Source organism: Mesorhizobium sp. STM 4661 (assembly GCF_000359125.1).
GTDB lineage: Bacteria > Pseudomonadota > Alphaproteobacteria > Rhizobiales > Rhizobiaceae > Mesorhizobium.
Genome location: NZ_CAAF010000020.1, coordinates 23649 through 48288, shown reverse-complemented (window position 1 = coordinate 48288; position 24640 = coordinate 23649). Strand labels below are relative to the sequence as shown.

Below are 24640 nucleotides of genomic sequence, written 5' to 3'. Positions count from 1 at the left end.
GGATAAGCGAACGATGAAAACCTATTCCGCAAACGGCTCCAACACGACAATCCGCGAACGGCTCGGCCTTCGCCCGATCATCAATGTTTCCGGCACGATGACGGCGCTCGGCGCTTCGATCATCGTTCCGGAAGCGATCAGCGCGATGGCGGAAATCGCCTCGCAGTGGGTGGAGATGGACGATCTGCAACGTGCCGCAAGCACGGTCGTCGCGCGCCTCACCGGCGGTGAGGCCGGCTTCATCACCGCTTGCTGTGCCAGCGGCATCACCATGGCGATTGCCGGCGCCATGACCGGCACCAATCTGCTCGCGATCGAGCGGCTGCCGGACGACACGGAAGGGCTGAAGTCGGAGGTCATCGTACAGCTCGGCCACATCGTCAATTACGGCGCGCCGATCGACCAGTCGATCCGCCTTGCCGGGGCCAGGACCATCCCGGCCGGCACGGTCAGTGTCACGCAGGATTACCATGTGCGCGACGCGATCCGGGACCGCACGGCGGCCGGCCTCTACGTCGTTGCCCACCACACCGTGCAATACGGCATGCTGTCGCTGGAGGAATTCTGCGAGATCTGCCACGCCAAGGGTGTTCCGGTGATTGTCGACGCCGCCTCGGAATATGATCTGCGCGGATTCCTTGCGCGCGGCGCCGACATCGTCATCTACAGCGGGCACAAATTCCTCTCGGGGCCGACCAGCGGCATCGTGACAGGGCGCAAGGATCTGGTACGCGCCGCCTATCTCCAGAACCGTGGTGTTGCGCGCGCCATGAAGATCGGCAAGGAAAGCATCGCCGGCACCATGGCGGCACTCGAAGCCTGGGAAAAGCGTGACCATGCCGGCATCCGGCAGAGGGAGGAAGCGGCGCTCAATCTGTGGAAGGACGCCTTGCAAGACATTGCCGGAATTAGCGCCGAGATCATCCCCGATCCGACCGCCAACCCGCTCGACCGCCTGCAGGTCTTCGTCCGGCCGGAAAGCCGCTTCAGCGCCGCCGGCCTCGCCTCGGCGCTGGCGGCAGGCTCGCCTCCCATCATCGTGCGCAACCACGAGGTGGAGCGCGGCCACTTCTTCCTCGACCCCTGCAATCTTCATCCCGGCGAGGCGGAGATCGTCGCCGAGCGCATGCGGGCGGTGTTGACCGCGTCCGAGCGACCTGCGGACGCCATGAAAGAGGCGCGCAAGGTGTCGTCCGGCGCCTTGCGCTGGCCGGATTAGAGCTGGTCGACTCGTTCGGCTGTTGCTTCGACAACGACGGAACCATGCGCGCGAATGCTGGCTGGCGGCGGCAATCCTTGCGGCTCTCACCGAATTCGGCTAATGCGCGCCTTTGCCGCCGGGAGCAGAAGCTTGGACGATCAACGCGCCGACGTCGCCATCATCATGGGCAGCCAGTCCGACTGGGCGACGATGCGCCACGCCGCCGAGACGCTGGAGGCGCTGGGCATCCCGCACAAAAGGCTGATCGTCTCGGCGCATCGCACCCCCGACCGGCTCTATGATTTCGCCAAGGGCGCCAAGGCGGCCGGTTTTCAGGTGATTATTGCCGGCGCCGGCGGTGCAGCACACCTGCCCGGCATGACGGCGGCGATGACGCCGCTGCCGGTTTTCGGCGTGCCGGTGGAATCGAAGGTGCTGTCCGGACAGGATTCGTTGCTCTCCATCGTGCAGATGCCGGCCGGCATTCCGGTCGGCACGCTGGCCATCGGCAAGGCGGGTGCCACCAACGCCGCCCTTTTGGCCGCAGCCGTGCTGGCGCTGAACGACGAAGAACTGGCTGCCCGGCTGGATAGCTGGCGCGCCGCCCAGACCGCCAAGGTCGCAGCCGAACCCACGGACGCGCCGTGAGCCTGCCCGCGGGATCGACCATCGGGATCATCGGCGGCGGCCAGCTCGGCCGCATGCTGGCCATATCAGCGGCACGTCTCGGCTACCGCATCGTTATCCTCGAGCCGCAGGCGGATTGCCCGGCCGCACAGGTTGCCAACCGGCAGATTGTTGCTGCCTATGACGATACGGCGGCACTTGCCGAACTGGCAGCAGTCAGCGCCGTCGTCACCTACGAGTTCGAGAACGTGCCGGTCGTGGCAGCCAGCGCGCTTGCCGCCACGGTTCCGGTCTATCCGCCGGCGCGCGCGCTGGAAGTGGCGCAGGACCGGGTGGCGGAGAAAAAATTCCTCAACGGCAGCGGCATACAAACCGCGGATTTCCGTCCCGTCGACAATGACGATGAACTGACGGTGGCGCTGAAAAAGTTCGACGGCAGCGGCATATTGAAGACGCGGCGCATGGGCTACGACGGCAAGGGCCAGCGCGTCTTCCGCAACATGGAAACGGGCGGCTTTGCCGGCACCTGCGAGGCGCTGGGCAATGTGCCGCTGATCCTCGAATCCTTCGTCGCCTTCGAGCGCGAGATTTCGGTGATCGCGGCGCGCGGCATCGACGGTTCGCTCGCCGCCTATGATCCGGCCGAGAATGTCCACCGCGACGGCATACTGCACAGCTCGACCCTGCCGGCCAGGATAAGGTCCGAAACAGCAGCGACAGCGCAGGCGGCGGCGGCAAGGATACTCGCGGCGCTGGACTATGTCGGCGTCATCGGCGTCGAATTCTTTGTCCTTGCCGACGGTTCGTTGCTGGCCAACGAGATCGCGCCGCGCGTCCACAATTCCGGCCACTGGACTGAAGCCGCCTGCACCGTCTCGCAGTTCGAGCAGCACATTCGCGCCGTCGCCGGCCTGCCGCTGGGAAATCCCGGCCGCCATTTTGACTGCGTCATGGAAAACCTGATCGGCGACGATGTCTTGCGCGTTCCAGCCCTGCTCGCCGAGCCCGACCTGATGCTGCATCTCTATGGCAAGGCCGAGGCCCGGCCTGGCCGCAAGATGGGCCATTTCACGCGGATCAGCCGTCGCGGTTGAAGGCTATTGAACGTCGTCGCGCTGAGGCCGTCGATAGAGCAGAAAAGCCTGACGCTTGGTACCCGACGCGTAAGGCAGCGCAGGGTGGTTCTTTGTCGTTTCGGTTACTCGCTGGATCGACTTGGTCGAGCCAGGAGCGGAATTTGGTGGCAGTTGGACATTTGACTGCTTCCGACCCCGTTGCGGACATTGCCGTCACACACCTTCAGCTAACCGCAAGCAGCGCCGTCGCTGGGAGTGTCCCGACTGCATTGCAGCGCCCGTCGCGTCGAGATCGCCGACGGCAAGCTTTCCTTGCCTGTATCCGGCCGGCTAAACGAATGCTGGCGAGGCCTTTTTGTACTAAGGATGAGCAGCGAACATGGTCGGGGCAATTTACAAGAAAGATCGCGACTTTAGAGCGTCCGGCTACCGTGTTATGTCGGAGCAGGCGGAGGTCTAACTGGAGCGAGTAAGATGGGTGTTCTGATCTGCCTTTTTCTTGCAGGTGTAGGCGTCGTTATCTGCGCTGCGGGCATTAGACTCTATCGGAACGAAGTTCGATTTTCCAGGGAAACTCTGCCTGTCAACGTCCTAGTCACCGGTCTTGTAGAAAATCAAGACGGAGAAGGCAGTACGTTCAGCCCGATGTTTGAAACGACGGCGAGTTCGCAGGACGAAACCGCACGTCAGCCTATGGATCTAGCACTCCCATCCACGCAGAAGGTGAGCGATCCCGTGGCTTCTTCGAGCCTGCGACTGGGAGGATTGAGAGTCTTAGCTCGCGTCGAGCATCCAGAAGCTTGGCTATATTGTTTGCGATCTTTGGAGTTATATTTACAATTTTCTCGCTGTTTGGCCTATCGAAAGAGTTGTCAAAGGTGGGTGTTTCCTTTTGCGACGCTAACTTGCCGTCCTTGGTGGGCGACGCGCTTTGTCATAGCGGAGTGTACGTTCGGCACGAAGACATCTGGAAGGCCAGTGTCCGCTTTCCACCCATGTCGGATATTCGGAACGGGCTGCGCGACGACCGCAACGGGTCAAGGCCTGCCGTAGGCTGAGCTCGATGGAAGGTCTGAGAAGGGTCGGTTCTTGCCGTCCACCGGTACCAAGTGTCAGACTTTCACCACTAGCTGCATCTATGAAGCATGCTTGCGGTTGACACGGGCAAGACTCCTCGTTTATGAGCCACGCACACATTCAAAGGCGCGCTTTCCGGGCGCGCCTTAATAATTCGGCCCGAGACCGGGCCCAGACCGACGGGCAAGACCATGAAGATCAAGAATTCGCTCAAGGCGCTGAAGGCGCGTCATCGCGACAACCAGCTGGTTCGTCGCAAGGGCCGCGTCTACATCATCAACAAGACTGCCCCACGTTACAAGGCGCGCCAGGGCTGAGCTTGCGGCCGGAGGCTGCGTGCCTCCGCTCGCATGATGTAATTGCCGGTATACCGGCCCTCTCACGCTAAATTCAGTTTGACGATCCGCCGTCCGGGGTTAAATTCCGGCGATGCGGATTCGTTTTGCATTTCTCGCGGCCCTTTTTCTTTTCGGTTCGATCTCGCTTCCGGCTCAAGCGGAAGACCCGGCCACTCCTCCGGTTGTCACGACCAAAGAGGCAAGGCTCGACCAACTGTTTGTCGACCTGAAGCGCGAGCGCAACGAAAAGGCCGCGGAGCGCATCGCCGGCCGCATCTGGAGCGAATGGTTCCAATCCGGCAGCGCCTCCATCGACCTGATGATGCAGTGGTCGCAAAAGGCGATCGAAAACCAGAAGTTCGACGTGGCGCTCGATTTCCTCGATCAGGTGGTGACCTTGCAGCCGAACTATGCCGAAGGCTGGAACCGGCGCGCCACCGTGCATTTCATGATGAAGAACTTTGGAAAATCGATGTCGGACATCGACCAGACGCTGCGGCTCGAGCCACGCCATTTCGGTGCGCTTTCCGGCCTGGCGCAGATCATGGCCGCGACCGGCCACAAGCAGTCCGCGCTGGAAGCCTGGCAACGCGTGCTCACCATCTATCCGATGATGCGCAACGCCCAGGATCAGGTCGCCACGCTTTCGGAAGAACTTGCCGGCGAAGGCATTTGATATCTGTAAGGGAATAGGGGAGTAAGGCAATATGTGAGTGGGTTGGATTGCACTGTGAAACACATGCACCCTCCCCTACTCCCCTACTCCCCTACTCCCCTACTCCCAAACTAATTCCGCTCCGCTCCGTACCTGCCCCCATGAACCTGATCTATGCCGCGCTCGCCTTCCTGATGGCGCTTGTGTTCGCCCTTGGAGGCGTTACTCGCGCGGGCGCATGGCTGATCGAGCGCCGCAACCCGCCTGTCGGTGAGTTCGCCGATGTCGATGGCGCCCGCATCCACTACGTCCATGTTCCAGCACCCGCCAATGCGGACCTGCCGCCGATCGTCTTCATCCACGGCGCCAGCGCCAACCTTCGGGATCAGATGCTGCCGCTGAGGCCGTTGCTTGAAGGCCGCGCCGAGATCCTGTTCCTCGACCGCCCGGGTTTCGGCTGGTCGGGGCGCGGTCCCGGCAACAACGAGACCCCGGAGGCGCAGGCGAACACCATCGCGGTACTGATGGACCGTCTCGGCATCAAGCAGGCCATCATCGTCGGCCATTCCTTCGGTGGCGCGATAACCACCGCCTTCGGCCGCGGGCATCCCGACAAGACGCTCGGCCTGGTCTTCATTTCGCCCGCCACCCATCCCTGGCCGGGCGGTGCGACCGCCTGGTATTACAATTTGACGGCCATTCCGGTGATCGGCTGGCTGTTCTCGGAGACGCTGAGCTATCCGGCTGGAACGCTGCGGATGGCCGACGCCACCGCCTGCGTCTTCGCGCCCAACAGGGTGCCGGACAACTATGTCGACGCGACTTCGATCCCGCTGGTACTGCGGCCGAGCGCCTTCCGCGCCAATGCCGTTGATGTCGCGGGGCTCTATCGCTACGTGCTCGGCGCCGCGCCGCGCTACGGCGACATCAAGGCGCCGACGGTGGTCATCTCGGGCGACCGCGACAAGGTGGTCTACGCGACGATCCATTCGGTCGGCCTTGAGCGTGACATACAAGGCGCCGAGCTGGTCTGGGTCCACAATCTCGGCCACAAGCCCGACTGGATCGCACCCGATCTCGTCATCGGCGCGATCGAAAAGGTCGCGGGCAAGGACGTGGACCTGCCGGCAATGGCAAAGACCGTGGAAGCACGGATCGCCAGCGACACTTACGGCGCCGGCAAATGCGCCGACCTCAAGGTGCCGGAGGCCGAACTCGCGCCGATTTGAGTGGCTCTCCCGCCGCAGCTAGAGACTTTCAGCGAAGCGCTGCCGACGTCGACAAGTTCCGTGAGACGGTTGCAGTACTGGCCTGGTGTTCGACTCGCCAAAGAGCCAGCCTAACGGCTGGCCTGCACGTCCGACCCGACATAGGCGATGCGCAGCATGTTGGTGGAGCCCGGCGTCCTCAGCGGCACGCCGGCCGTGATGATGACCCGGTCGCCCGGCTTGCCGAACCCCTCGTCCAAAGCGATGCGGCAGGCGCGGTCGACCATGTCGTCGAGGTCGGTCGCATCGGGCGAAACAACACAATGCGTGCCCCACAACAGCGACAGCCGCCGCGCCGTGTTGAGGATCGGCGACAGCGCTATGATCGGCACCTGCGGCCGTTCGCGCGCGGCGCGCAGGCCGGTCGTGCCGGACGCCGTATAGGTGATGATCGCCGACAGTTTCAGCGTCTCGGCGATTTCGCGGGCGGCGAGCGAAATGGCGTCGGCGCCGGTCGCTTCCGGCTCCGAGCGCTGCGCGTTGATGATGCCGGCATAGGTCGGATCGGTTTCGACCTTGGTGGCGATCCGGTTCATCATCGCCACTGCCTCGACCGGATAGGCGCCGGCGGCGGATTCGGCCGACAGCATGATGGCGTCGGCGCCTTCGAACACGGCGATCGACACGTCAGACACTTCGGCGCGGGTCGGCACCGGTGCGGTGATCATCGATTCCAGCATCTGCGTGGCGACCACCACCGGCTTGCCGGCGCGGCGCGCGGCGCGCGTGATCTGCTTCTGGATGCCGGGCACCGCCTCGAGCGGCATCTCGACGCCGAGATCGCCGCGGGCGACCATCAGCGCATCCGAAAGGTCGATGATCTCGGCCAGCCGGGCGACGGCTTGCGGCTTTTCGATCTTGGCCATGATCAGCGCCCGGCCACGCGCGATCTTGCGAGCCTCCGCCAGATCCTCCGGCCGCTGCACGAACGACAGCGCCACCCAGTCGACGCTCTCGGCCAGCACCGCGTCGAGGTCCTTGCGGTCCTTTTCGGTCAGCGCCCCGACCGGCAGGTCGGTATCGGGCAGGCTGACGCCCTTCTTGTCGGAAATGGTGGTGCCGGCAACGACTGTGCAGACGATCGCCTTGCCGTTGCTCTTCACCGCCTTCAGCTCGAGCTTGCCGTCGTCGATCAAGAGACGGTCACCGGCCTCGACCGAGCTCAGGATTTCGGGATGCGGCAGATAGACCCTTGTCGAGGTGCCGGGCTCGGGATTGTCGTCGAGCGTGAAGGTCTGGCCAGGCTTCAGCACCTCCTTGCCATTGGCGAATTTGCCGACGCGCAGCTTCGGCCCTTGCAGGTCGGCGAGAATGCCGATCGGCCGGCCGACCGCTTTCTCGACGTTGCGGATGCGGCCGACAAGCGTGCGCATCAGCTCGTGATCGGTGTGGCTCATATTGATGCGGAACACGTCGGCGCCGGCTTCGAAAAGCTTCTTCAGCATCTCCTCGGAAGAGGAAGCCGGACCGATGGTGGCGAGGATCTTGACCTTGCGGCTGCGTCTCATTGACTGTTCGTTCCCGGGGCGGCTGGAGCGCCTTCCGTTGCGGGCTCGTCGGTGAGTTGGACCATCCAGCTTGCCTGCTCGCCCGTGTCATATTCCTGGAATCCGGCGCGCTGGAAGCCCCGGGCGACGCAATCGGTAACGCCGGCGATCTTGAACTCTTTTTCGGCCACGCACATGTTGATCGGGCCATCCCAGCGTCCGCCGCGCTCGGCGTCTTCTGCATAAAGATAGTAAAACCTTGATGACAGCGGCCCTTCGATCAGCGTCTTGCAGCTCGACCCTTCGATGTGCCACCAGCCCTCGGTGATCCAGCCGGCCTTGGCGCGATAGCCGATGCCGACGCCAACCAGGTTCTGCGTGGCGTTGCAGACGCGGAAATCGGCGCGCGCCGGCGAGGCGGCAACCAGCGCCGACAGGCCGGCGGCAAGGCTCAGGAGCGGCATGGCGAAGGCGGTGCGCACGCGCGGCCTGCCGGCGGAACCCATCCTGAAACCCCTCAAGAACCACATTTGCATCTCTCAACGCCCCTTTTCGGAAAAGTCCGGGCGCATGTCAACGCGCCGTTTTGCCCAATTCCAATCGATTTAGAAACGCCCTGGCGCAGTGTCCGCCGCCATCCGCCAGATTTCCGCGGAAACCTTGGCCAAACAACGGCATTGCGCAGGCGTCCGCTTCGTGGAATGACGATACCACCCTCCCCGGAAGCCAGCGAACAGACCATTTCCCGCCAATGACCCGATCCACAGTTTTCGCGCCTTTCGATATCGTCGAGGGCGACCGCAAGCGAGGCATCGTGCTTTTGGCCGACCATGCCCGCCGCGACCTGCCGCAAGAATATGGCAGCCTCGGCCTGCCGGCGGCGGAATTCGACCGCCACATCGCCTATGACATCGGCGTTGAGATGGTGACGCGCGAACTGGCGGCCCTGCTCGGCGCGCCGGCGGTGCTCGCCAATTTTTCGCGGCTGCTGATCGATCCCAATCGTGGCGAGGACGACCCGACGCTGATCCGCCAGCTCTATGACGGCACCGTCGTGCCGGGAAACTATCCTATTGCCTGGGAAGAGCGCGAAAGGCGGCTCGACCGCTTCTACCGGCCCTATCACGACGCGGTCGGCGCCATGATCGCCTCGGTGGCGCGGGCTTCCGCACACGCGCCTTTCATCTTCTCGGTGCATTCGTTTACCCCGGTCATGCAGGGCTTTGTGCGCCCATGGCATGTCGGCATCCTATGGGATCGCGACGACCGGGTGGCGCGGCCGCTGGTCGACATGCTGGCGGCCGACGAGAGCCTCGTCGTCGGCGACAACGAACCCTATGACGGCGCCTTGCGCGGCGACACCATGTTCAGGCATGCCATCGTCAACGGCTTTGCCCATGCGCTGATCGAGATCCGCCAGGATCTGATCGCCGATAGCAAGGGCGCGCTGGCATGGGCCGAACGGCTGGCGCCGATCGTTGACGCGATCGACCGCCGTCCCGATATACGTCAGGTGAAAATGTTCGGCTCGCGCACCGGGCCGCTGTGAAGGAGGCCCAAGGAGGCCGACAAGCCATGACCGAACTCAGCGACGAGCAAAGACGCGATTTCGAGGCCGCCGCCTTCCGCCGTCTGGTCGCGCATCTGCGCGAGCGCGGCGATGTCCAGAACATCGACCTGATGAACCTCGCCGGCTTCTGCCGCAACTGCCTGTCCAACTGGTATCGCGAGGCCGCCGAGGCCGAGGGCGTCGACCTTAGCAATGACCAGTCGCGCGAGATCATCTACGGCATGCCCTATGCCGAATGGCAGGCGCTCAACCAGCTTGACGCCTCCGACGCCAAGAAGGCGGAATTCGAGGCAAGACGTCCCAGGGATCATTAGCGAACCTTGTAGGGCGAGCGGCCTCTGGCCACCTTCTTCCGGCTTCTGGGATGGGCCAAGCTTTCGCGGCTTCGTCATCCTAGGGCGAAGCAGTCGCGAAGCGACGTCGCGGAGACCCTAGTATCCCTGCCGTGACGGTCGGCACGAGCACAGCGGTTCAGGATGATGGTTGTGGCGCTCCAGCCAGAGCTAGTTCTGCACCATAGTATCGCTCAGAAGTCGTGGTATGGATCCTCGGGTCTGCGCCGCGTCGCTACGCTCCTTGCTCTGCCCGTGGATGACGAAGAGAGAAGCGTTTCCGCTAATCTCCAACGTAGGTAGTCCGCCAAGAACGATGCCGATCCTATTTCGGCCGTTGGTCCAAGCATTTCCTTACGACCAGCGCTTGACTGAAAATTGAATCGATCTAATTTGCCGCGCAAAGCCAATTTTGACCGGATTCTACGCGATGCACGCGCAAAACGTCATGCAGACCGCCATTCGCGGGCGATGGGCCGTGGCCGCCATCTTCCTCGCCAACGGCTTCCTGACCGGTAGCTGGGCGCCGCAGATCCCGGTGTTCCTGACCCGGCTCGACATCTCGAAGTTCACGCTCGGTCTGCTGATCCTTCTGTTCGGCGCCGGCGCCGTTGTGGCAATGACCTGGTGCGGCCACCTGATCTCCAGGCATGGTTCGCGCACCGTGCTGCGCTGGTTCGGTCTGTGCGGCAGCTTCGGCCTGCTGGCGGTGGCGCTTGCCCCTAATGTGCCGCTGGCGGCCATCGCCATGTTCATCTTCGGTGGTTCGATCGGCGGCATGGACGTCGCCATGAACGCCAATGCGGTGGTGGTGGAACGGCGGCTGTCCCGCGCCATCATGTCGTCGTCGCACGGCTTCTGGAGCCTTGGTGGTTTCGCCGGCGGCGCTCTCGGTGGTTTCGCCATCCAGAACTATGGTCATCTCGCCCATGCGACGGTGGTGACGGCTCTGGCCTTTGTTGCGGTTGCCGCAGCGGTCCGCTACCTGATCGCCGAGGACAAACCGTCTCCAGGACCGGTCGCCGGGCATCGCAAATTCACGCTGCCTGGAAATCCGCTGGTCTATCTGATCGGGCTGATGGCGCTGCTGACGATGATCTCCGAAGGCGCGGTGCTGGATTGGGCGGCGCTGTATCTCCAGCAGGAGCTCGGCGCCGATCTTGCCATCGCCGGCCTGGCTTACGCCGCCTTTTCCGGCATCATGGCCGTCATGCGTTTCTTTGGCGACGGCGTGCGCAACCGCTTCGGTGCGGTGATGACGCTGCGCATCTCGGCCCTTGCCGCCGCCGCCGGCATGCTGGTGGCCGGGCTGGCGCCCTCGCCTTACATCGCCATCGCGGCTTTTGCCTTTTGCGGCCTCGGCATCGCCAACATGGTGCCGATCCTGTTTTCGGCCGGCGGCAACCAGGAAGGCATGTCGTCGGGCACCGGCATGAGCGTCGTCACCACCATGGGTTACTCAGGCATTCTGGTGGCGCCATCGGCAATCGGCTTCGTCGCCGAGCATTCGAGCTTCGGCCCGATCTTCGTCGCGCTGTCGGGGCTGCTGGTGATCGTTCTTCTGATGGCCGGGCTTGCTCACCGCGCCGAATTCGCTCCGGAGCCGGCCCCGGCCGAATAGCGTTTCAGCTCTTCGTGGAGAAAATCCGCCACCCGGCGGATGCGTACGCTGGTGCGCACATCGCGATGCATGGCCAGCCACACCGGCAGCGTTGGCAATGAGAGGCCGGGCAGCAGCGTCTCCACCAGCGGATCGCGCTCGGCCAGCGGCTCCTGGCCGAAGCCGATGCCGTTTCCCGCCCGCACTGCCTCCCACAGCACGATCTGGTTGTCGGTCCTGAAGCGGAAGGCGTTGCGGGTGAGCGGGACGCCGAGCTGGGCAAAGCCGCGAATGATCTCGTCGCCACGGTCGAAGCCGATCAGATCGTGGCCGGCAAGATCGCCGGCTTGGCGCGGACGGCCACGCCGGTCGAGATAGGATCTTGCCCCGCAGGCGCGCAGCGGAATGTCGGTGACCTTGCGCGCCAGCAGCTCGTTCTGCGCCGGCTTGACCATGCGGATGGCGATGTCGGCGTCGCGGCGCAGGAGATTCTCGACCTGGTTCGACGCCACGATCTCGACCTCGATGCCGGGTTCCTCCATCCCGAGCCGCGCCGTCATCTCCGGCAGGACATAGGCCGCCACCACTTCGCTGGCGGCGATGCGCACGGCGCCTTCGATCGCCTCGACCGACCCCAGCGCCAGCAGCGAAAAGGCGCTCGCCTGCTCGCTTACCGCCCGGCCGCGCTCATAGAGCGTGCTGCCGGCTTCAGTCAGCGCATAGCCGCGCCGCCCGCGCCTGAACAGCGTGACGCCAAGCGCCTGCTCCAGCTCGCCGATATGGCGGCCGAGCGTCGGCTGGCCCGCGGCCAGTTTTCGCGCGGCGGCCGACAGGCTGCCGGTTTCCGCCACGGTGACGAAACTCTTGATCAGGTTCCAGTCGATATCCATTCAATAATGAATATCAGATCGCCGATTTCAGTCAATTTTCATTCATTCGCAAAGGCATCACATTGGGGTTCTAACGCAAACACGGAGACGAACAATGACCAAGATCGCAATTCTCGGCGCCAATGGCAGGCTCGGCCGCGTGGTGGCCAAGGCCTTCATCGAGGCAGGCTACGATGTGCGCGCTGTCACCCGCGGCGGCAAGGTGCCGGCGGAACTCAACGGCGCCACGGCCGTCGCCGGCGACGGGCTCGACCGCGAAGCGCTGATTCGCGCCACAGAAGGCGTCGACATCATCTTCAACGGCCTCAACCCGATCTACACCGACTGGGGCAAGTGCCTGCCGATGGCTGAGAACGTCATGGCAGCCTGCCGGGCGAACGGCGCCCTGCACCTCGCGCCAGGCAATGTCTACAATTACGGATCGCCAATGCCAGCGGTGATCGGCGAAGACACGCCGTTCCATCCGACGACCGAAAAGGGCCGCATCCGCGTCGCCATGGAAGAGCTTTTTCGGCGCGAGGCCGAGGCCGGCCGGGTGCGCACCATTCTTCTCAGGGCCGGCGATTTCTTCGGCGGCACCGGCACTGGATCGTGGTTCGACCTGATCGTTGCCGCCAAGATGAACAAGGGCGTCTATACCGCTCCCGGGCCGGTCGACCTCGTGCATGAATGGGCCTACCTGCCGGACCTCGCCAAGGCATTCGTCGGGCTGGCGCAGAATCTGGACAAGCTCGGCTCCTACGAAGCGCTGAACTTTCCGGGCCATGCCGTCACCGACCTGGAGATCAAGGCGGCATCGGAAAAGGCCTTGGGACGCAATTTGAAACTGACTTCGATGCCGTGGTGGGTGCTGCGCGCCGGCAGCCCGTTCGTGGCGATGTGGCGCGAGATCGTCGCGATGTCCTATCTGCGTTTTGAGCCGCACCGCCTTGTTTCCGCCAGGCTCGTTGAGATCATCGGCGGTGTCCCGCATACGCCGCGGGACAAGGCAGTCGCCGAAGCCCTTTTCGATATCGGCATCTTGCCTGTAGCGGACACAGGCGAGCAAAAGGCTGCCTGATCAGATCCTGCCCATCAGCAGCAATATCAGAAGCACCACCAGAAGGACGCCGACGATACCGGACGGCCCATAGCCCCAGGCACGCGAATGCGGCCATGCCGGCACCGCGCCGATCAGGATGAGGATCAGAATGATGATGAGAATGGTGCTTAGCGTCATGTGAAAATCCCCGCTTTGAGGTCTTGGATGACAGGACAATGCAAAAGGCCGCCGGGTTGTTCCCCGGCGGCCTTTTATCTTATCTGGCTAAAGAGAGGGCCTATTCGGCCGCCTTCGGGAAGGCTGTCTCGGGTTCCACACCCAGTTCTGGCTCCGAAGCCTCCGGTGCGGAAACCTCGCCCTTGCCGCGCCGGAACAGGCGGCTGAACCAGCCGCGCCGTGCTCCGGGCTTGACCTTGGCGCGGGTGAACACCATCAGCATCGACGGCGTCACCACCAGCGTCAGCACTGTGGCGAAGGACAGGCCGAAGACGATCGCGGAGGACAGCGAAATCCACCATTGCGTCGACGGCGCGTTGATCGTGGTCTCGTGACGGAAGATTTCGAGGCCGAGGCCGAAGGCGATCGGCAGCACGCCGAGGATCGCCGAGACCGCCGTCAGCACCACCGGGCGGGCACGCTCGCGGCAGGTCTGCAGCACCGCTTCGACCTTGTCCCAGCCTTCCTCGCGCAGCCGGTCGTAAGTGTCGATCAGCACGATGTTGTTGTTCACCACCACGCCGGCCAGCGCGATGACGCCGATACCCGACATGACGATGCCGAATGCCTCGCCCGTCAGCAGAAGCCCGAGGAACACGCCGATCGTCGCCATGACCACGCAGGACAGCACCAGCCAGACGCTGGTGAATTTGTTGAACTGCGCCAGAAGCACGAGGAAGATCAGGAAGATCGCCGCGCCGAAGGCCTTGCTGAGGAAGGCGCTGGCTTCCGCGCTGTCCTCGTTCGAGCCGGCGAGCTTCCAGCGTATGCCGCTGCCGAGATCCATCTCGGTGACAGCCTGGGTGACCTGTTGCTGCACATTCGCGACCTGGGCGCCGGCGGCGACGTTGGCCTGGACGACCACCGTGCGCGCGCCGTCGATGCGGTTGAGGATGCCGACCGTCGGCTCCGGCTTGCGCACGACGAAGTTCGAGATCGGCACCGATCCCTGCGAGGTCTGCACCCTGAGTTCGTCGAGCGTCGACAGCGTACGCCGGTCCTCAGGCAGGCGCAGCCTGATGTCGACGGCGTCGTCCGCCCCGGCGGGCCGGTACTCGCTGAGCTTCAGCCCGTTCGTCACCAGTTGCACCACTGTGCCAACCGAGGTCGGGCTGATGCCATATTGCGCCGCCTTGGCGCGATCGACCTCGAGCGCCCAGTCGACGCCGGGCGGTGGCAGGCCGTCGGATATGTCGATGACGCCGGGCACCTTGGCGATGCGCGCGGCAACGGCGCGGGCCTTGTCGTCGAGCCCTTTCGGGTCGACGGCCGAGAGCCTGATCTGGATCGGCTTGCCTGTCGGCGGACCGGCCTCGGGCACACGGACCTCGACATCGACGCCGGGAATGCCAGCCATGACGCCGCGCAATTCGTCGAGGATCAGGTTCGCGGATTTGCGCTCGCGCCAGTCGACGAATTCGTACTGGATGACGCCGACCACGTCCTCGGGAATATCCTGGCCGCCGCCTTGCGTCTTGCCGACACGGGTATAGACCGATTTCACGCCCGGCCAGCCGAGCAGCCGGTTCTCCGCGGTCTTGGTGGCGGCATCCATTTCGGCGAGCGAGAGATTGCCGCGGGCATGCACATAGAGCAGGCCGTAGTCGGGCTCGACGTTCGGGAAGAACTCGACGCCGGCGCCATATTTCGAATAGGCAAAGCCGACGCCGAACAGAAGGGCGACGGTGAGGACAAGCACGGTGATCGGAAAGCGCACCGCCTGCTTGACCACCGCCATGTACCAGCCGTCGCCATTGTCATCCTCGTGATGCGGCGGCGCCTTGGCGAACAGGGCGCCCAGCGTCGGCGCGAAAACCAGCGCATAGAGCATCGACGCCGACAGCGTGACGATCAGCGTGATCGGCATGTATTTCATGAAGTCGCCGATGATGCCTGGCCAGAACAGCAGCGGCGAAAAGGCTGCGATACGCGTCATCGTCGCGGCAATGACCGGACCGGCCATGCGCTTGGCGGCAAGCGCGAAGGCTTCTTCCTTCGGCATGCCTTCGCTCATGCGCCGCTCGGCGAATTCGGTGACGATGATGGCGTCGTCGACCAGCATGCCGACAGCCAGGATGAGGCTGAACAGCACGATCATGTTGATCGTGTAGCCCATCATCGCGAGCAGCAGGATGCCGATCAGGAAGGACGACGGAATGGCCAGCCCGATCAGCACCGACGCGCGACCCGACAGCGCATAGAGAATGACGATGAACACCAGGATCACGGCGATCATGACGTGGTTCTGCAGATCGCTGAGCAGTTGGTTGACGAAGACCGACTTGTCCTGCGTGTAGGTGACATGCATGCCTTCCGGCATCGTCTTGACGAAGGCGTCGGACACGGCCGTGACCTGGCCGATCGTGTCGATCAGGTTGGAGCCGATGCGCTTCTTGACTTCGATGGCGATGGCAGGCTTGCCGTTAAGACGAGTGATCGTTTCGGCGTCCGCGAAGGTCGAGCGGATGGTGGCGATGTCCTTGGCCTGCACCACGGCATTGGGCGTGGCGACGACCGGAAGTGCGGCCACATCCTCGGGCGTCTCGATCAGCGACGGCACCTTGACGGCGTACTTGCCTTCGGAGCCTTCGATGTTGCCGGCGGCAACGAGGCTGTTGGAGGCGCCGACGGCGGCGATCAACTGGTCGAGCTGCAGCCCGTAGGAAGACAGTTTCATCGGATCGATGACGACTTCGACGAGGTCGTCGCGCGCACCCTGCAGCGCGCCTTCCAGCACGCCGGGCACCTCCTCGATGCGGTCGCGCAGTTCGCGCGCCGCAGCCGTCAGCACGCGTTCGGGCAATTCTCCCGACAGCGTCACGACGAGAACGGGAAATTCGGAGATGTTGACTTCGGTAACCACAGGCTCCTCGGCCGCCTGCGGCAGGTCGGCCTTGCCGTCCTGCACCTTGCTGCGCGTATCCTGCAGTGCCGTCGCCAGATCCGTCTGCGGCTGGAATTCGACCAGCACATAACCGCCCCCCTGGAAGGCGGCGGAGCGCATCTCTTTCAGGCCTTTGAGGCTTTTCAGCTTGGCTTCCATCGGCCGCAGCAGCAGACGCTCCGAATCCTCAGGCGAGATGCCTTGATAGATCAGGCTGACATACATCATCGGAATCGGAACGTCGGGTTCCGCTTCCTTCGGTGTCGACTGATAGGCGACCGCACCCGCAAGGATGAGGAACACCAGCACCGAAATGGTCAGGCGGGCATTGTTGATTGCGAGTTTGACGATATCCATGATTACTGCGTCCCGGTCGTCGCTTCGCCCAAGAGCTTCTGGATGGTCGCCTGGTCGGCCTCGACCGGCTTGACCACTTCGCCTTCCTTCACCAGTTCCTGGCCGGCGACGATGATGCGCGCATCGGCGGGAATGCCGCCAAGCACCAGGCCGGTCGGTGTGTCGTCGACCAGGTCAATCGGGAAGAACGCCACCTTGTCGTCCTTGTCGACGGCGCGGATGCCGAGATCGCCCTTGTCGCCAAGCGTCACCACCGAGCGCGGCAGCATCACGGCGTCGGTCGGCTGGGCGCTGAGCGCGATTTCTGCCGTCATGCCGGCCGGCACGGAGCCATCGCCATTGGGGATGGCGACCTCGACGCGGAAGGTGCGGGTTGCCGAAGACGCATCCCGGCTGATGTAGCGCACCGTGCCCTTGACGATCTGACCGCTGACCAGACTCACATTGGCTTCGTCGCCGATCTTGAGATAGCCGAGATCACGTTCGCTGACTTCGCCGCGGGCGATCACCGGATCGAGCTTCAGGATGGTCGCCACCTCGCCGCCCTGCATCACCGAACTGCCAAGCTCCACCGGCACCCGGTCGATGACGCCGTCGAAGGGCGCCTTGACTTCATTGCGGTCGAGCTCGGCTTGCGCGGCTTCCAGTTGCGACTGGGCCAGCGTCAGGTTGGAGCGGGCCGTATCAAGCTGCAGCTTGGGCAGATTGCCGGTTTTCATCAGCCGCTGGGCGGCAGCGAGTTCGGCCTGCCTCTGCACGACAAGCTGCTTGGCGTTGCCGACCGCCGAAAGCTTTTCCTCGGCAGCGAGCATCAGCACGAGGTCGCCGGTCTTGACATGCTGCCCCTGCTTGACCGGCAGCTTGTCGATGACGCCGGCAACGCGTGTCGCCAGGACCGCGCGCTTGTCGGCCTCGGTCAGTCCGGAAATGCGGATGGCGCGCGCATAGGTCCGCCGCGGCGGCGTCACCACAGCGACAGTGCGCAAGACCGCCTTGGGCTGTTCGGCTTCGGCTGTCCCCGGTTTGGCAGTCCCCTGTTCGCCAGTCTGGGGCTTGCCCGCGTCGGCCTTGGACTGCTCGACTTCGCCTGCCTTGGGCTTGCCGTCGGCGACGGCGCTGCCGACGGACGAGAACTGTCCCGTCGCCATCCAGGCAGCGAAACCGATAAGCACAATAATGGCTGCAAGCTTGTGGAACCTGAATTTCGGCATCGTCGTTTTCCAGTGCGCGGGTTTGGCCAGACCGTGTCTACTAACAACTACCGCGTCTTCTAAACTCGGACGCGCTGCCGATATGGGTGCGCGCAAGGCCGTGTTCAAATTGCCGTGATCGGCGAAACGCGCTTCTACATCAAAGTTGCACCGCAATATAGTCAGAAAAGTTGATGGATTATTGCGGTGCCGGGCACGGTGCACCCGCTGCCATCCAGTTCTCGATCGCTTGATAAGTTTCCTCCGCCGAGCCCGGCGCCGGCTCGCGATCCTTTCCCGGCGCCCAGCCCCAGCCCACCAACCTGTCGTTGCGGACATGCAGCGCGACATCCCTGAGGCTGCGGCCGCCATTGCGGGCGGGATCCTTGATCTGGGCGCAGATTTGCGCCGAGGACTGTCCGAACCAGGCCATCTCGACCGGCGCCAAATGCCAGTTCTCGGCGCCGGGAGGCCCATGCAGCACATTGGAATTGCTGGAGAAATGGCAGGTCGTACAGCGCAGGCCCGGATTGCCGAAGCCCGAGCCGCCGGCGCCGCGCTGGACATTGAAGGCATGAACGCGCGTTCCGCCATAATGCGCGCCGGACCAGCGCGGCCGATCGTCGGCGACATGGCAGCCGGCGCAGCGCGGATGCGAGAACACCGCCTGGATCTTGTCCCACTCAGCCAGACCCTTGGCCGCATCGGCCATTGCGGATGGCTTTGCCCGGTCTTCCTGTGCGCTCGCGAACGGAGCTGCCGTAAACGGCATGGCAGCAGCCGTCAGCAGGGTGGCAAAGAATCTCATGCGAAGGCCACCTCCTTCGACAAGGGCAGCGTGCGGATGCGCTTGCCGGTCAGCGCAAAGACGGCATTGGCGAGCGCCGGAGCGGCCGGCGGTGTGCCGACTTCGCCGACACCGCCCATCTTGTGGAAATTTTCCAGGATGGCGACTTCGAAGGCCGGGCACTGGAAGATGCGCATGGCGTCGTAGTCGTGGAAATTCGACTGTTCGACCATGCCGTCGGCGAAGGTGATTTCCTGACCCATCGCCGCCGACAGGCCGTAGATGGCGGCGGAGATGAGCTGTGCCTCGATGATGCCGGGATCGAGCGCGGTGCCGACATCGGCGGCAATCCACACTTTCTCGATGCGGATGCCGGCCGGCGTGTCGGCGACCTGGACGATCTCGCCGACCCAACTGCCGAAGGAGAGCGTAAACGCCATGCCCCTGGCCTTGCCGGCGGGCAGCGCCTCGCCCCATTTCGCCATCTCGGCGACCTTCTCGACCACCTTCACCGCTGCGGGATAGGCGGCCATCAGCGTCTTGCGCAGTACGACCGGGTCGGTTTTCCCTGCGACGGCGATCTCGTCGAGAAAGCCTTCATGGAAGAAACCGTTGATCGAGCTGCCGACCGACCGCCAGGAGCCGACTGGGATGGTGACGGGGGCCGCTATGCCGGCCACCCTGTAATTCGGGATCGTATAGGGTTGGTTGTAGGCGCCGTCGACAATGGACTTGTCGTTGCCGAGCGCCGGTATCGAGGGAAACAGCCGGCGCAAGGTGCTGGCGATCATCGACGGCGAGGAGATCTTCATGTCGACTGCGACCGGCAGGCCGTTATCGTCAAGCCGCGCCTGGAACCTGCCGACGGCTGCCGGGCGGTAGGCGTCGTGGCGCATGTCCTCCTCGCGCGTCCAGGTTACCTTGATCGGACGCCCGCCCGTCTCCTTCGCCATCAGCGCGGCGCACAGCGCATAATCGACCTCGACGCGCCGGCCGAAGCCGCCGCCGAGGAAGGTGGTGTGGACGTTGACCTTGTTCTGCTCGATACCGACCAGATTGGCGCAAAGCTGCCGCACCAGTGTCGGCGCCTGGTTGCCGCACCAGATGTCGAGCACGCCGTCCTTCAGCCGCGCCGTGGCGTTCATCGGTTCCATCGTCGCATGCGCCAGATACGGCACGGCATAGTCGGCCTCGACGATCCTTTCGCGCGGCGCATCGGCGAAGGCGGTGTCGACGTTGCCATTGTCGCGCATCACTGAGCCCTTGGTGCCGAGCGCCTGCTTCAGCGCATCGGAAATGGCGGCGCTGTCCAGCGGGTATTCGGGATCGGCCCATTCGGCCTCGATGGCGTCGGCCGCCTTGAACGCCGCCCAGGTGTTTTCCGCGATGATGCCGAAGCCGTGGCCATAATTCGTTTCGATCGGCACGATCTTGACCACGCCAGGCATTTTTTCGGCCTTTGACAGATCGGCCTTGACCGGCTTTGCCCAGAAGCGCGGGCTCATCTTGACCGTGCCGAACAATATGTCCGGCAGCGTCACATCGATGCCGAAGATCGGCGCGCCGGTGACCTTGGCCAGCATGTCGATCCGCTTTTGCGGCTTCCCCAGCAATTTCCAGTCGGCTCTGTCCTTGAGCCTGATATCCGCGGGCGGCGCCATTACGGCAGCGCTTGCAGCGACATCGCCATAGGTCAGCGATTTGCCCGACGCCTTGTGCAGGATCCTGCCATTGGCCGTTTCCAGATCGGCGGCAGCGACACCGAGCTTTTGCGCGGCCGCCGCAATCAGCATCTGCCGCGCGGCGGCACCCGCCTGCCGCATCTTGTCGAAGCCATCACGTGTCGAGGCCGAACCGCCGGTGGCCTGCAAGGCAAGGAATTTTCCGGCGACGCCCATGCCGGCGCGCACCGCTTCGGCGGTCATGCTCTCGTCGAAGAAGGCGAAGGGGCCGCCCTCTTCCAGGATCGCCGCATTGTAATAGGCATGGGACGCCGGGCCGGGCTCGACCTTGACCTGATCGAGGCTGACATCGAGTTCTTCGGCGACCATCGCGGCAAGCGTTGTCGAAATGCCTTGGCCCATCTCGGCGCGCGGCGCGACGATGGTGATGGTGTTGTCGGCGCCGATCTTCACATAGGGATTGAAGGTCGCCTCACCCACGGCGAGATCGCCTTGCAGCGGATTGGGAAAGGGTTTGCGGTAGTAATAATAGCCGACGGCGACACCGCCCGCGATAGCAGCCGCACCGATGAGAAACGTGCGGCGGGCGATCTTTCCGACACTGGCCATGATCAGAGCCCCGCCGTCTTGAGAACGGCGGCTCGTCTGATCGCCGCGCGGATCTTCGGATAGGTGCCGCAGCGGCAGAGATTGCCGCCCATTGCATTGTCGATGTCGGCATCGCTCGGCTCCGCGACCTCATCAAGCAGCGCCACCGCGCTCATGATCTGGCCGGCCTGGCAATAGCCGCATTGCGCCACCTGCTCTTCCAGCCAGGCCTGCTGCACCGGATGCAGCTTGCCCTCGATGCCGATGCCTTCGATGGTGGTCACCGCGCCGCTGACCTGACCGACCGGCAATGAGCAGGAACGCACCGGCTGGCCGTCGAGATGCACGGTGCAGGCGCCACAAGCGGCAATGCCGCAGCCGAACTTCGGCCCGGTCTTGCCCATGAGATCGCGCAGCGCCCACAGCAGCGGCATTTCGGGATCGGCATTGATATCGAACGATTGCCCGTCGACGGTGAGGCGCATGGGGATACCCTTGTTGTCGTCCACTGCCCGAGGCGAAATGGCTATCTGGCCATTTCGTCCTCATACATCTTGACAAATTTCGTTATTTTGTCAATAGAGACGTGGCAGATAGTGTTTGCCCATGATCGAAATTGAAGACATCGCCGACATCGACCCCAAACGCGCCCGTATCCTCGACGGCGCGATGAAGGTGTTTCTGGCCTATGGCTTTGCCCGCACCACCATGGACGATATTGCGCGCGCCGCCGACATGTCGCGGCCGGCACTCTACCTTCTGTTCAAGAACAAGACCGACATTTTCCGCGCCATAGCCATGATGCTGCTCGGCCGTTCGATCGAGCAGGCGAAAACGGCACTTGCCGCCGACGGCGCCTTCGCCGAGCGCATGACGCGGGCCATCGACGAAGCGCTGATCTCGATGATGCGCGCCGTCGTCACCTCTCCACATGGCGCCGAGCTCCTCGACATGAAATCGAGTGTGGCTGATCTGGTCGGATGCTGGCGCGGCGGTCTTGTCGAGCACGTCGCCACGGCGATCGAGGACGAGGCAGTCGGAAACGGCGTCGATCTTGCCGCCAAGGGCTTGTCGGCAAAATTGCTGGCCGACATGCTGCTCGACGGGCTGGAAGGCATGAAGACGCGCATCAGCGATCCGGACCAACAACGGCAGGCGGCGGCCGCACTGATCAGGGTGATCGATCTAGCCTTGCAAAAAGGCTGACGGTCCCAGGCGTTTCAGGCTTGGCGCCTCAGGCCTGGCGGCGCGCCGTCTCCGGCTTTTTGCGCGCCGCGAGGAATTCCTTGACCCGCCGGCCGGGCGCCGGGCCGCGCACCGGCTTGAAGCCGTCGTCGAGCTCGCCGGAGAGATCGAGCGTCGGCCGTTTGCCGACGGCGTCGTAATTCTCTTCCAGCCAGTCGCTGGCGGCGGTGCGTCCGAGGTCGCGCAGATAGGTCAGGAAGGCCCATTCGGCATTGACCTTGGATGACGCCGACAGGTCCTTGAACGCCTCGTCGGCGTCGATGCGGTGCATGCGGATGTCGCGATATTCGCCATGCGGCAGCCGGCCGGCCGCGATCAGCTCCTTGACGAAGGCGATCGAACGGAATTCGCGCAGCAGCCCGGCGTTGAAGGTGATCTCGTCGATGCGGTTCTGGATTTCGTTGGCGCTCTTCGGCGTCCCTTCGCGCACCACCGGATTGATCTGCACCAAAAGCACGTCCTCGGTGGCGGCCGTCTTGAAGAACGGGAACAACGCCGGATTGCCGCCATAGCCGCCATCCCAGTAGGGCACGCCCTTGATCTCGACGGCGCGGAACAATTGCGGCAGGCAGGCCGACGCCATCACCGTGTCGAGGTCGATCTCGCCATCGGAGAAGACGCGCAGCTGACCGGTCTCGACATTGGTCGCCGAGATGAACAGTTCCATCGACTTGCAGGCGCGCACATTGCCGAAATCGATCTCCTGCTCGATCACGTCGCGCAGCGGGTTGAGGCCAAGCGGGTTGGCGACATAGGGTGAAAACACCCGCGACATCGTGTCGAAGAACAGATAGCCGGGCGTGTTCTCGATCGACCAATTGCCCCAGGCGACGTCCCACGGCATGCGCTGCACCGGGCTGAAGCGGCCCTTCAGCGCCACCGCGCGCCAGAAATCGTCGAGCTTTTGCCGCGCGCCATCGACGCCGCCACGCACGAAACCGTCGGCCAGCGCCACCGCGTTCATGGCGCCGGCGCTGGTGCCCGAAACCGCCGCTATCTCAAGCCGCCCGTCCTCCAGCAGCCGATCGAGCACGCCCCAGGAAAACGCCCCGTGCGAGCCGCCGCCCTGCAGCGCGATGTTGATCTTCTTTTTCTCCTCCGCCTTGCCGTTCGTCGTCATGGCGTTTGTCCTTGGGCGTTGTCCCTGATTATCGGCCGGATTGCTCTCGGTCGGCTATATTGCAGTGCAGCATATATGTCTTGTGCAACGCAATAACATCAGCGCATTTGGGCAAACAGATGAAATTTTCGTCATGAAAGGACGCCGGCAGCAGCCAAAGCAACGGGAGCTGGTTTAACCGGATCCCGTCGTCTTTGGCGTGGGAACAAGCCTCAGGCGACAAGCTCCGGCATCGGCCCGATATAGCGTGACTGCGGGCGGATGAGGCGTCCGGTCGTTTGCTGCTCGCGCGCATGGGCGATCCAGCCGGCCACGCGCCCGGCGGCAAAGACGTTGGTGAACGCCTCTTTCGGGAAGCCTGCCGCCTCCAGCAGCAGCGCGGTATAGAATTCGACATTGGTCTGGAGCGAGCGTGACGGCTTGGCGACCCGAAGCACCTCGAGCGCTGCCTGCTCCACTTTTTCGGCGAACGCCAGACGACGACCAACTCCATCCTCGCTACCGAGTTGCCGAACCACGGCTTTCAGCACGTCGGCGCGCGGATCGCGCACGCGGTAGATGCGGTGGCCAAACCCCATGATGCGCCCGCCGCGCGCGATTTCGGCGCGCAGCCAGCCGGCCGCGTCGCCGCTTGCCTCGATCGCGTCCAGCATCTCGATCACCGGGCCGGGCGCGCCGCCATGCAGCGGCCCCTTGAGCGCTCCGAGCCCGGCCAATACCGAAGACGTCAGGCCGGCCTGCGTCGACGCCACCACGCGGGTCGCGAAGGTCGATGCATTGAGGCCATGGTCGCAGACCGTGACCAGATAGGCATCGAGGGCTCTGGCCGGTGTCGGCGAAGCGGGTATGCCGGTCAGCATCCGCAGCATATCCGCGGCATGATCGGCCTTCACCTCCGGTGCAATCGAGCTTTCGCCGCGCCGCAGGCGCAGCAAGGCCGGTGTCAGCACCGCGGGCGCGGCGATCAGCCGGAGTGCATCGATCAGCCCATCGCCGTCCGGCATCAGCGCGACGCCGGCGCGCATGCCGCTGTAGATGTCGAGCGAGGCAAGATAGGGCAGCACGGGTTCGATCTGCTCGAACACCTCGACACGCGCCTGCCCGATTGCGTCTGCCAGTTGTCCGTCACCCTGAAGATCCTCGAAGAAGCCGTCGAGCAGCAGGCGAACCACCTGGGAATAGGACCATCGGCCAGCCAGTTCCTGCAGCGATTGGCCTCGGATGATGAGACGACCGCCAAGACCGTCGACATCGGAGAGCACTGTTTCCGCCGCGACCACGTCGTCGAGCCCGTTTGCCATGGTTGTCTCCTTGACCGATTTCGCATTGGAGATAATGGTGAGCGACAAATCCATCAATATTGATCAAGTGAATCAATGTGCCGGAGCCGATATGCCAAGGGGTGGGA

Annotated in this window: 22 protein-coding genes; 11 read left to right on the top strand and 11 right to left on the bottom strand. The window is 63.8% G+C overall.

Annotated elements, in window-relative coordinates; translation table 11 throughout:
* Nucleotides 1–13: 13 nt before the first annotated feature.
* From MESS4_RS06305 to MESS4_RS06280, 6 genes are all read left to right on the top strand, one after another.
* Nucleotides 14–1219: an aminotransferase class V-fold PLP-dependent enzyme gene (locus MESS4_RS06305; protein WP_006327849.1), complete on the top strand. Its 1206-nt coding sequence runs from the start codon at nucleotides 14–16 to the stop codon at nucleotides 1217–1219.
* Nucleotides 1220–1351: 132 nt separating this feature from the next.
* On the top strand, nucleotides 1352–1849 hold the full coding sequence (gene purE / locus MESS4_RS06300; protein ID WP_006327847.1) for a 5-(carboxyamino)imidazole ribonucleotide mutase: 498 nt from the start codon (nucleotides 1352–1354) through the stop codon (nucleotides 1847–1849).
* The gene (locus MESS4_RS06295) at nucleotides 1846–2922 is read left to right on the top strand and encodes a 5-(carboxyamino)imidazole ribonucleotide synthase (protein WP_006327845.1); all 1077 of its coding nucleotides are present in this window, start codon (nucleotides 1846–1848) and stop codon (nucleotides 2920–2922) included. The genes purE and MESS4_RS06295 overlap by 4 nt, the downstream gene beginning before the upstream one ends.
* A gap of 1250 nt (nucleotides 2923–4172) precedes the next feature.
* Entirely contained in the window at nucleotides 4173–4298 is a 126-nt protein-coding gene (gene ykgO / locus MESS4_RS06290) for a type B 50S ribosomal protein L36 (RefSeq protein ID WP_006327841.1), read from the top strand.
* 112 nt (nucleotides 4299–4410) lie between these two features.
* Complete coding sequence (locus tag MESS4_RS06285) at nucleotides 4411–4995, top strand: hypothetical protein (RefSeq protein WP_006327836.1); 585 nt, start codon at nucleotides 4411–4413, stop codon at nucleotides 4993–4995.
* A gap of 140 nt (nucleotides 4996–5135) precedes the next feature.
* The gene (locus tag MESS4_RS06280; protein WP_006327835.1) at nucleotides 5136–6203 is read left to right on the top strand and encodes an alpha/beta hydrolase; all 1068 of its coding nucleotides are present in this window, start codon (nucleotides 5136–5138) and stop codon (nucleotides 6201–6203) included.
* A 110-nt stretch (nucleotides 6204–6313) separates the two neighbouring features.
* Here MESS4_RS06280 and pyk read toward each other — a convergent pair whose 3' ends face one another.
* Nucleotides 6314–7750 carry a pyruvate kinase gene (pyk, locus tag MESS4_RS06275; protein ID WP_006327834.1) on the bottom strand — a complete coding sequence of 479 codons (1437 nt, stop codon included), beginning with the start codon at nucleotides 7748–7750 and terminating at the stop codon, nucleotides 6314–6316.
* Nucleotides 7747–8193 carry a DUF1036 domain-containing protein gene (locus MESS4_RS06270; protein ID WP_244441056.1) on the bottom strand — a complete coding sequence of 149 codons (447 nt, stop codon included), beginning with the start codon at nucleotides 8191–8193 and terminating at the stop codon, nucleotides 7747–7749. Before MESS4_RS06270 ends, pyk begins: the two co-directional genes overlap by 4 nt.
* Before the next feature lie 287 nt (nucleotides 8194–8480).
* Here MESS4_RS06270 and MESS4_RS06265 point away from each other — a divergent pair, with 287 nt between their 5' ends.
* From MESS4_RS06265 to MESS4_RS06255, 3 genes are all read left to right on the top strand, one after another.
* On the top strand, nucleotides 8481–9278 hold the full coding sequence (locus MESS4_RS06265; RefSeq protein ID WP_006327832.1) for an N-formylglutamate amidohydrolase: 798 nt from the start codon (nucleotides 8481–8483) through the stop codon (nucleotides 9276–9278).
* Nucleotides 9279–9304: 26 nt separating this feature from the next.
* Nucleotides 9305–9613, top strand: coding sequence for a DUF1244 domain-containing protein (locus tag MESS4_RS06260; RefSeq protein ID WP_006327831.1), 309 nt, complete (start codon nucleotides 9305–9307; stop codon nucleotides 9611–9613).
* 448 nt (nucleotides 9614–10061) lie between these two features.
* Entirely contained in the window at nucleotides 10062–11252 is a 1191-nt protein-coding gene (locus MESS4_RS06255) for an MFS transporter (RefSeq protein WP_006327830.1), read from the top strand.
* Here MESS4_RS06255 and MESS4_RS06250 read toward each other — a convergent pair.
* Entirely contained in the window at nucleotides 11210–12121 is a 912-nt protein-coding gene (locus tag MESS4_RS06250) for a LysR family transcriptional regulator (RefSeq protein ID WP_006327829.1), read from the bottom strand. The two genes, MESS4_RS06255 and MESS4_RS06250, sit on opposite strands and share 43 nt — an antisense overlap.
* Nucleotides 12122–12215: 94 nt before the next feature.
* Here MESS4_RS06250 and MESS4_RS06245 point away from each other — a divergent pair, with 94 nt between their 5' ends.
* Nucleotides 12216–13181, top strand: a complete 966-nt coding sequence (locus tag MESS4_RS06245; protein WP_006327828.1) for an NAD-dependent epimerase/dehydratase family protein — start codon at nucleotides 12216–12218, stop codon at nucleotides 13179–13181.
* Here the strand turns inward: MESS4_RS06245 and MESS4_RS31785 are convergent, their stop codons facing one another.
* From MESS4_RS31785 to MESS4_RS06215, 6 genes are all read right to left on the bottom strand, one after another.
* A complete protein-coding gene (locus MESS4_RS31785; RefSeq protein ID WP_006327827.1) occupies nucleotides 13182–13340 on the bottom strand; it encodes a DUF3309 family protein in 159 nt (52 codons plus the stop codon).
* A 100-nt stretch (nucleotides 13341–13440) separates the two neighbouring features.
* Complete coding sequence (locus MESS4_RS06235; RefSeq protein ID WP_006327826.1) at nucleotides 13441–16620, bottom strand: efflux RND transporter permease subunit; 3180 nt, start codon at nucleotides 16618–16620, stop codon at nucleotides 13441–13443.
* 2 nt (nucleotides 16621–16622) lie between these two features.
* Complete coding sequence (locus tag MESS4_RS06230; protein WP_006327824.1) at nucleotides 16623–17831, bottom strand: efflux RND transporter periplasmic adaptor subunit; 1209 nt, start codon at nucleotides 17829–17831, stop codon at nucleotides 16623–16625.
* A 178-nt stretch (nucleotides 17832–18009) separates the two neighbouring features.
* Nucleotides 18010–18618 (bottom strand): hypothetical protein, encoded by a 609-nt coding sequence (locus MESS4_RS06225; protein ID WP_006327822.1) that lies wholly within the window; start codon nucleotides 18616–18618, stop codon nucleotides 18010–18012.
* Nucleotides 18615–20888, bottom strand: a complete 2274-nt coding sequence (locus MESS4_RS06220; protein WP_006327819.1) for a xanthine dehydrogenase family protein molybdopterin-binding subunit — start codon at nucleotides 20886–20888, stop codon at nucleotides 18615–18617. The genes MESS4_RS06225 and MESS4_RS06220 overlap by 4 nt, the downstream gene beginning before the upstream one ends.
* Nucleotides 20889–20890: 2 nt before the next feature.
* Entirely contained in the window at nucleotides 20891–21352 is a 462-nt protein-coding gene (locus tag MESS4_RS06215; protein WP_006327818.1) for a (2Fe-2S)-binding protein, read from the bottom strand.
* A 121-nt stretch (nucleotides 21353–21473) separates the two neighbouring features.
* Here MESS4_RS06215 and MESS4_RS06210 point away from each other — a divergent pair, with 121 nt between their 5' ends.
* Nucleotides 21474–22073 carry a TetR/AcrR family transcriptional regulator gene (locus MESS4_RS06210; RefSeq protein WP_006327817.1) on the top strand — a complete coding sequence of 200 codons (600 nt, stop codon included), beginning with the start codon at nucleotides 21474–21476 and terminating at the stop codon, nucleotides 22071–22073.
* Between the two features lie 28 nt (nucleotides 22074–22101).
* On the opposite strand, the gene MESS4_RS06205 is transcribed toward MESS4_RS06210, so the two are convergent.
* Nucleotides 22102–23232, bottom strand: coding sequence for a patatin-like phospholipase family protein (locus MESS4_RS06205; RefSeq protein ID WP_006327816.1), 1131 nt, complete (start codon nucleotides 23230–23232; stop codon nucleotides 22102–22104).
* Nucleotides 23233–23444: 212 nt separating this feature from the next.
* Nucleotides 23445–24533, bottom strand: coding sequence for a citrate synthase/methylcitrate synthase (locus MESS4_RS06200; protein WP_006327815.1), 1089 nt, complete (start codon nucleotides 24531–24533; stop codon nucleotides 23445–23447).
* Nucleotides 24534–24640 lie beyond the last annotated feature (107 nt).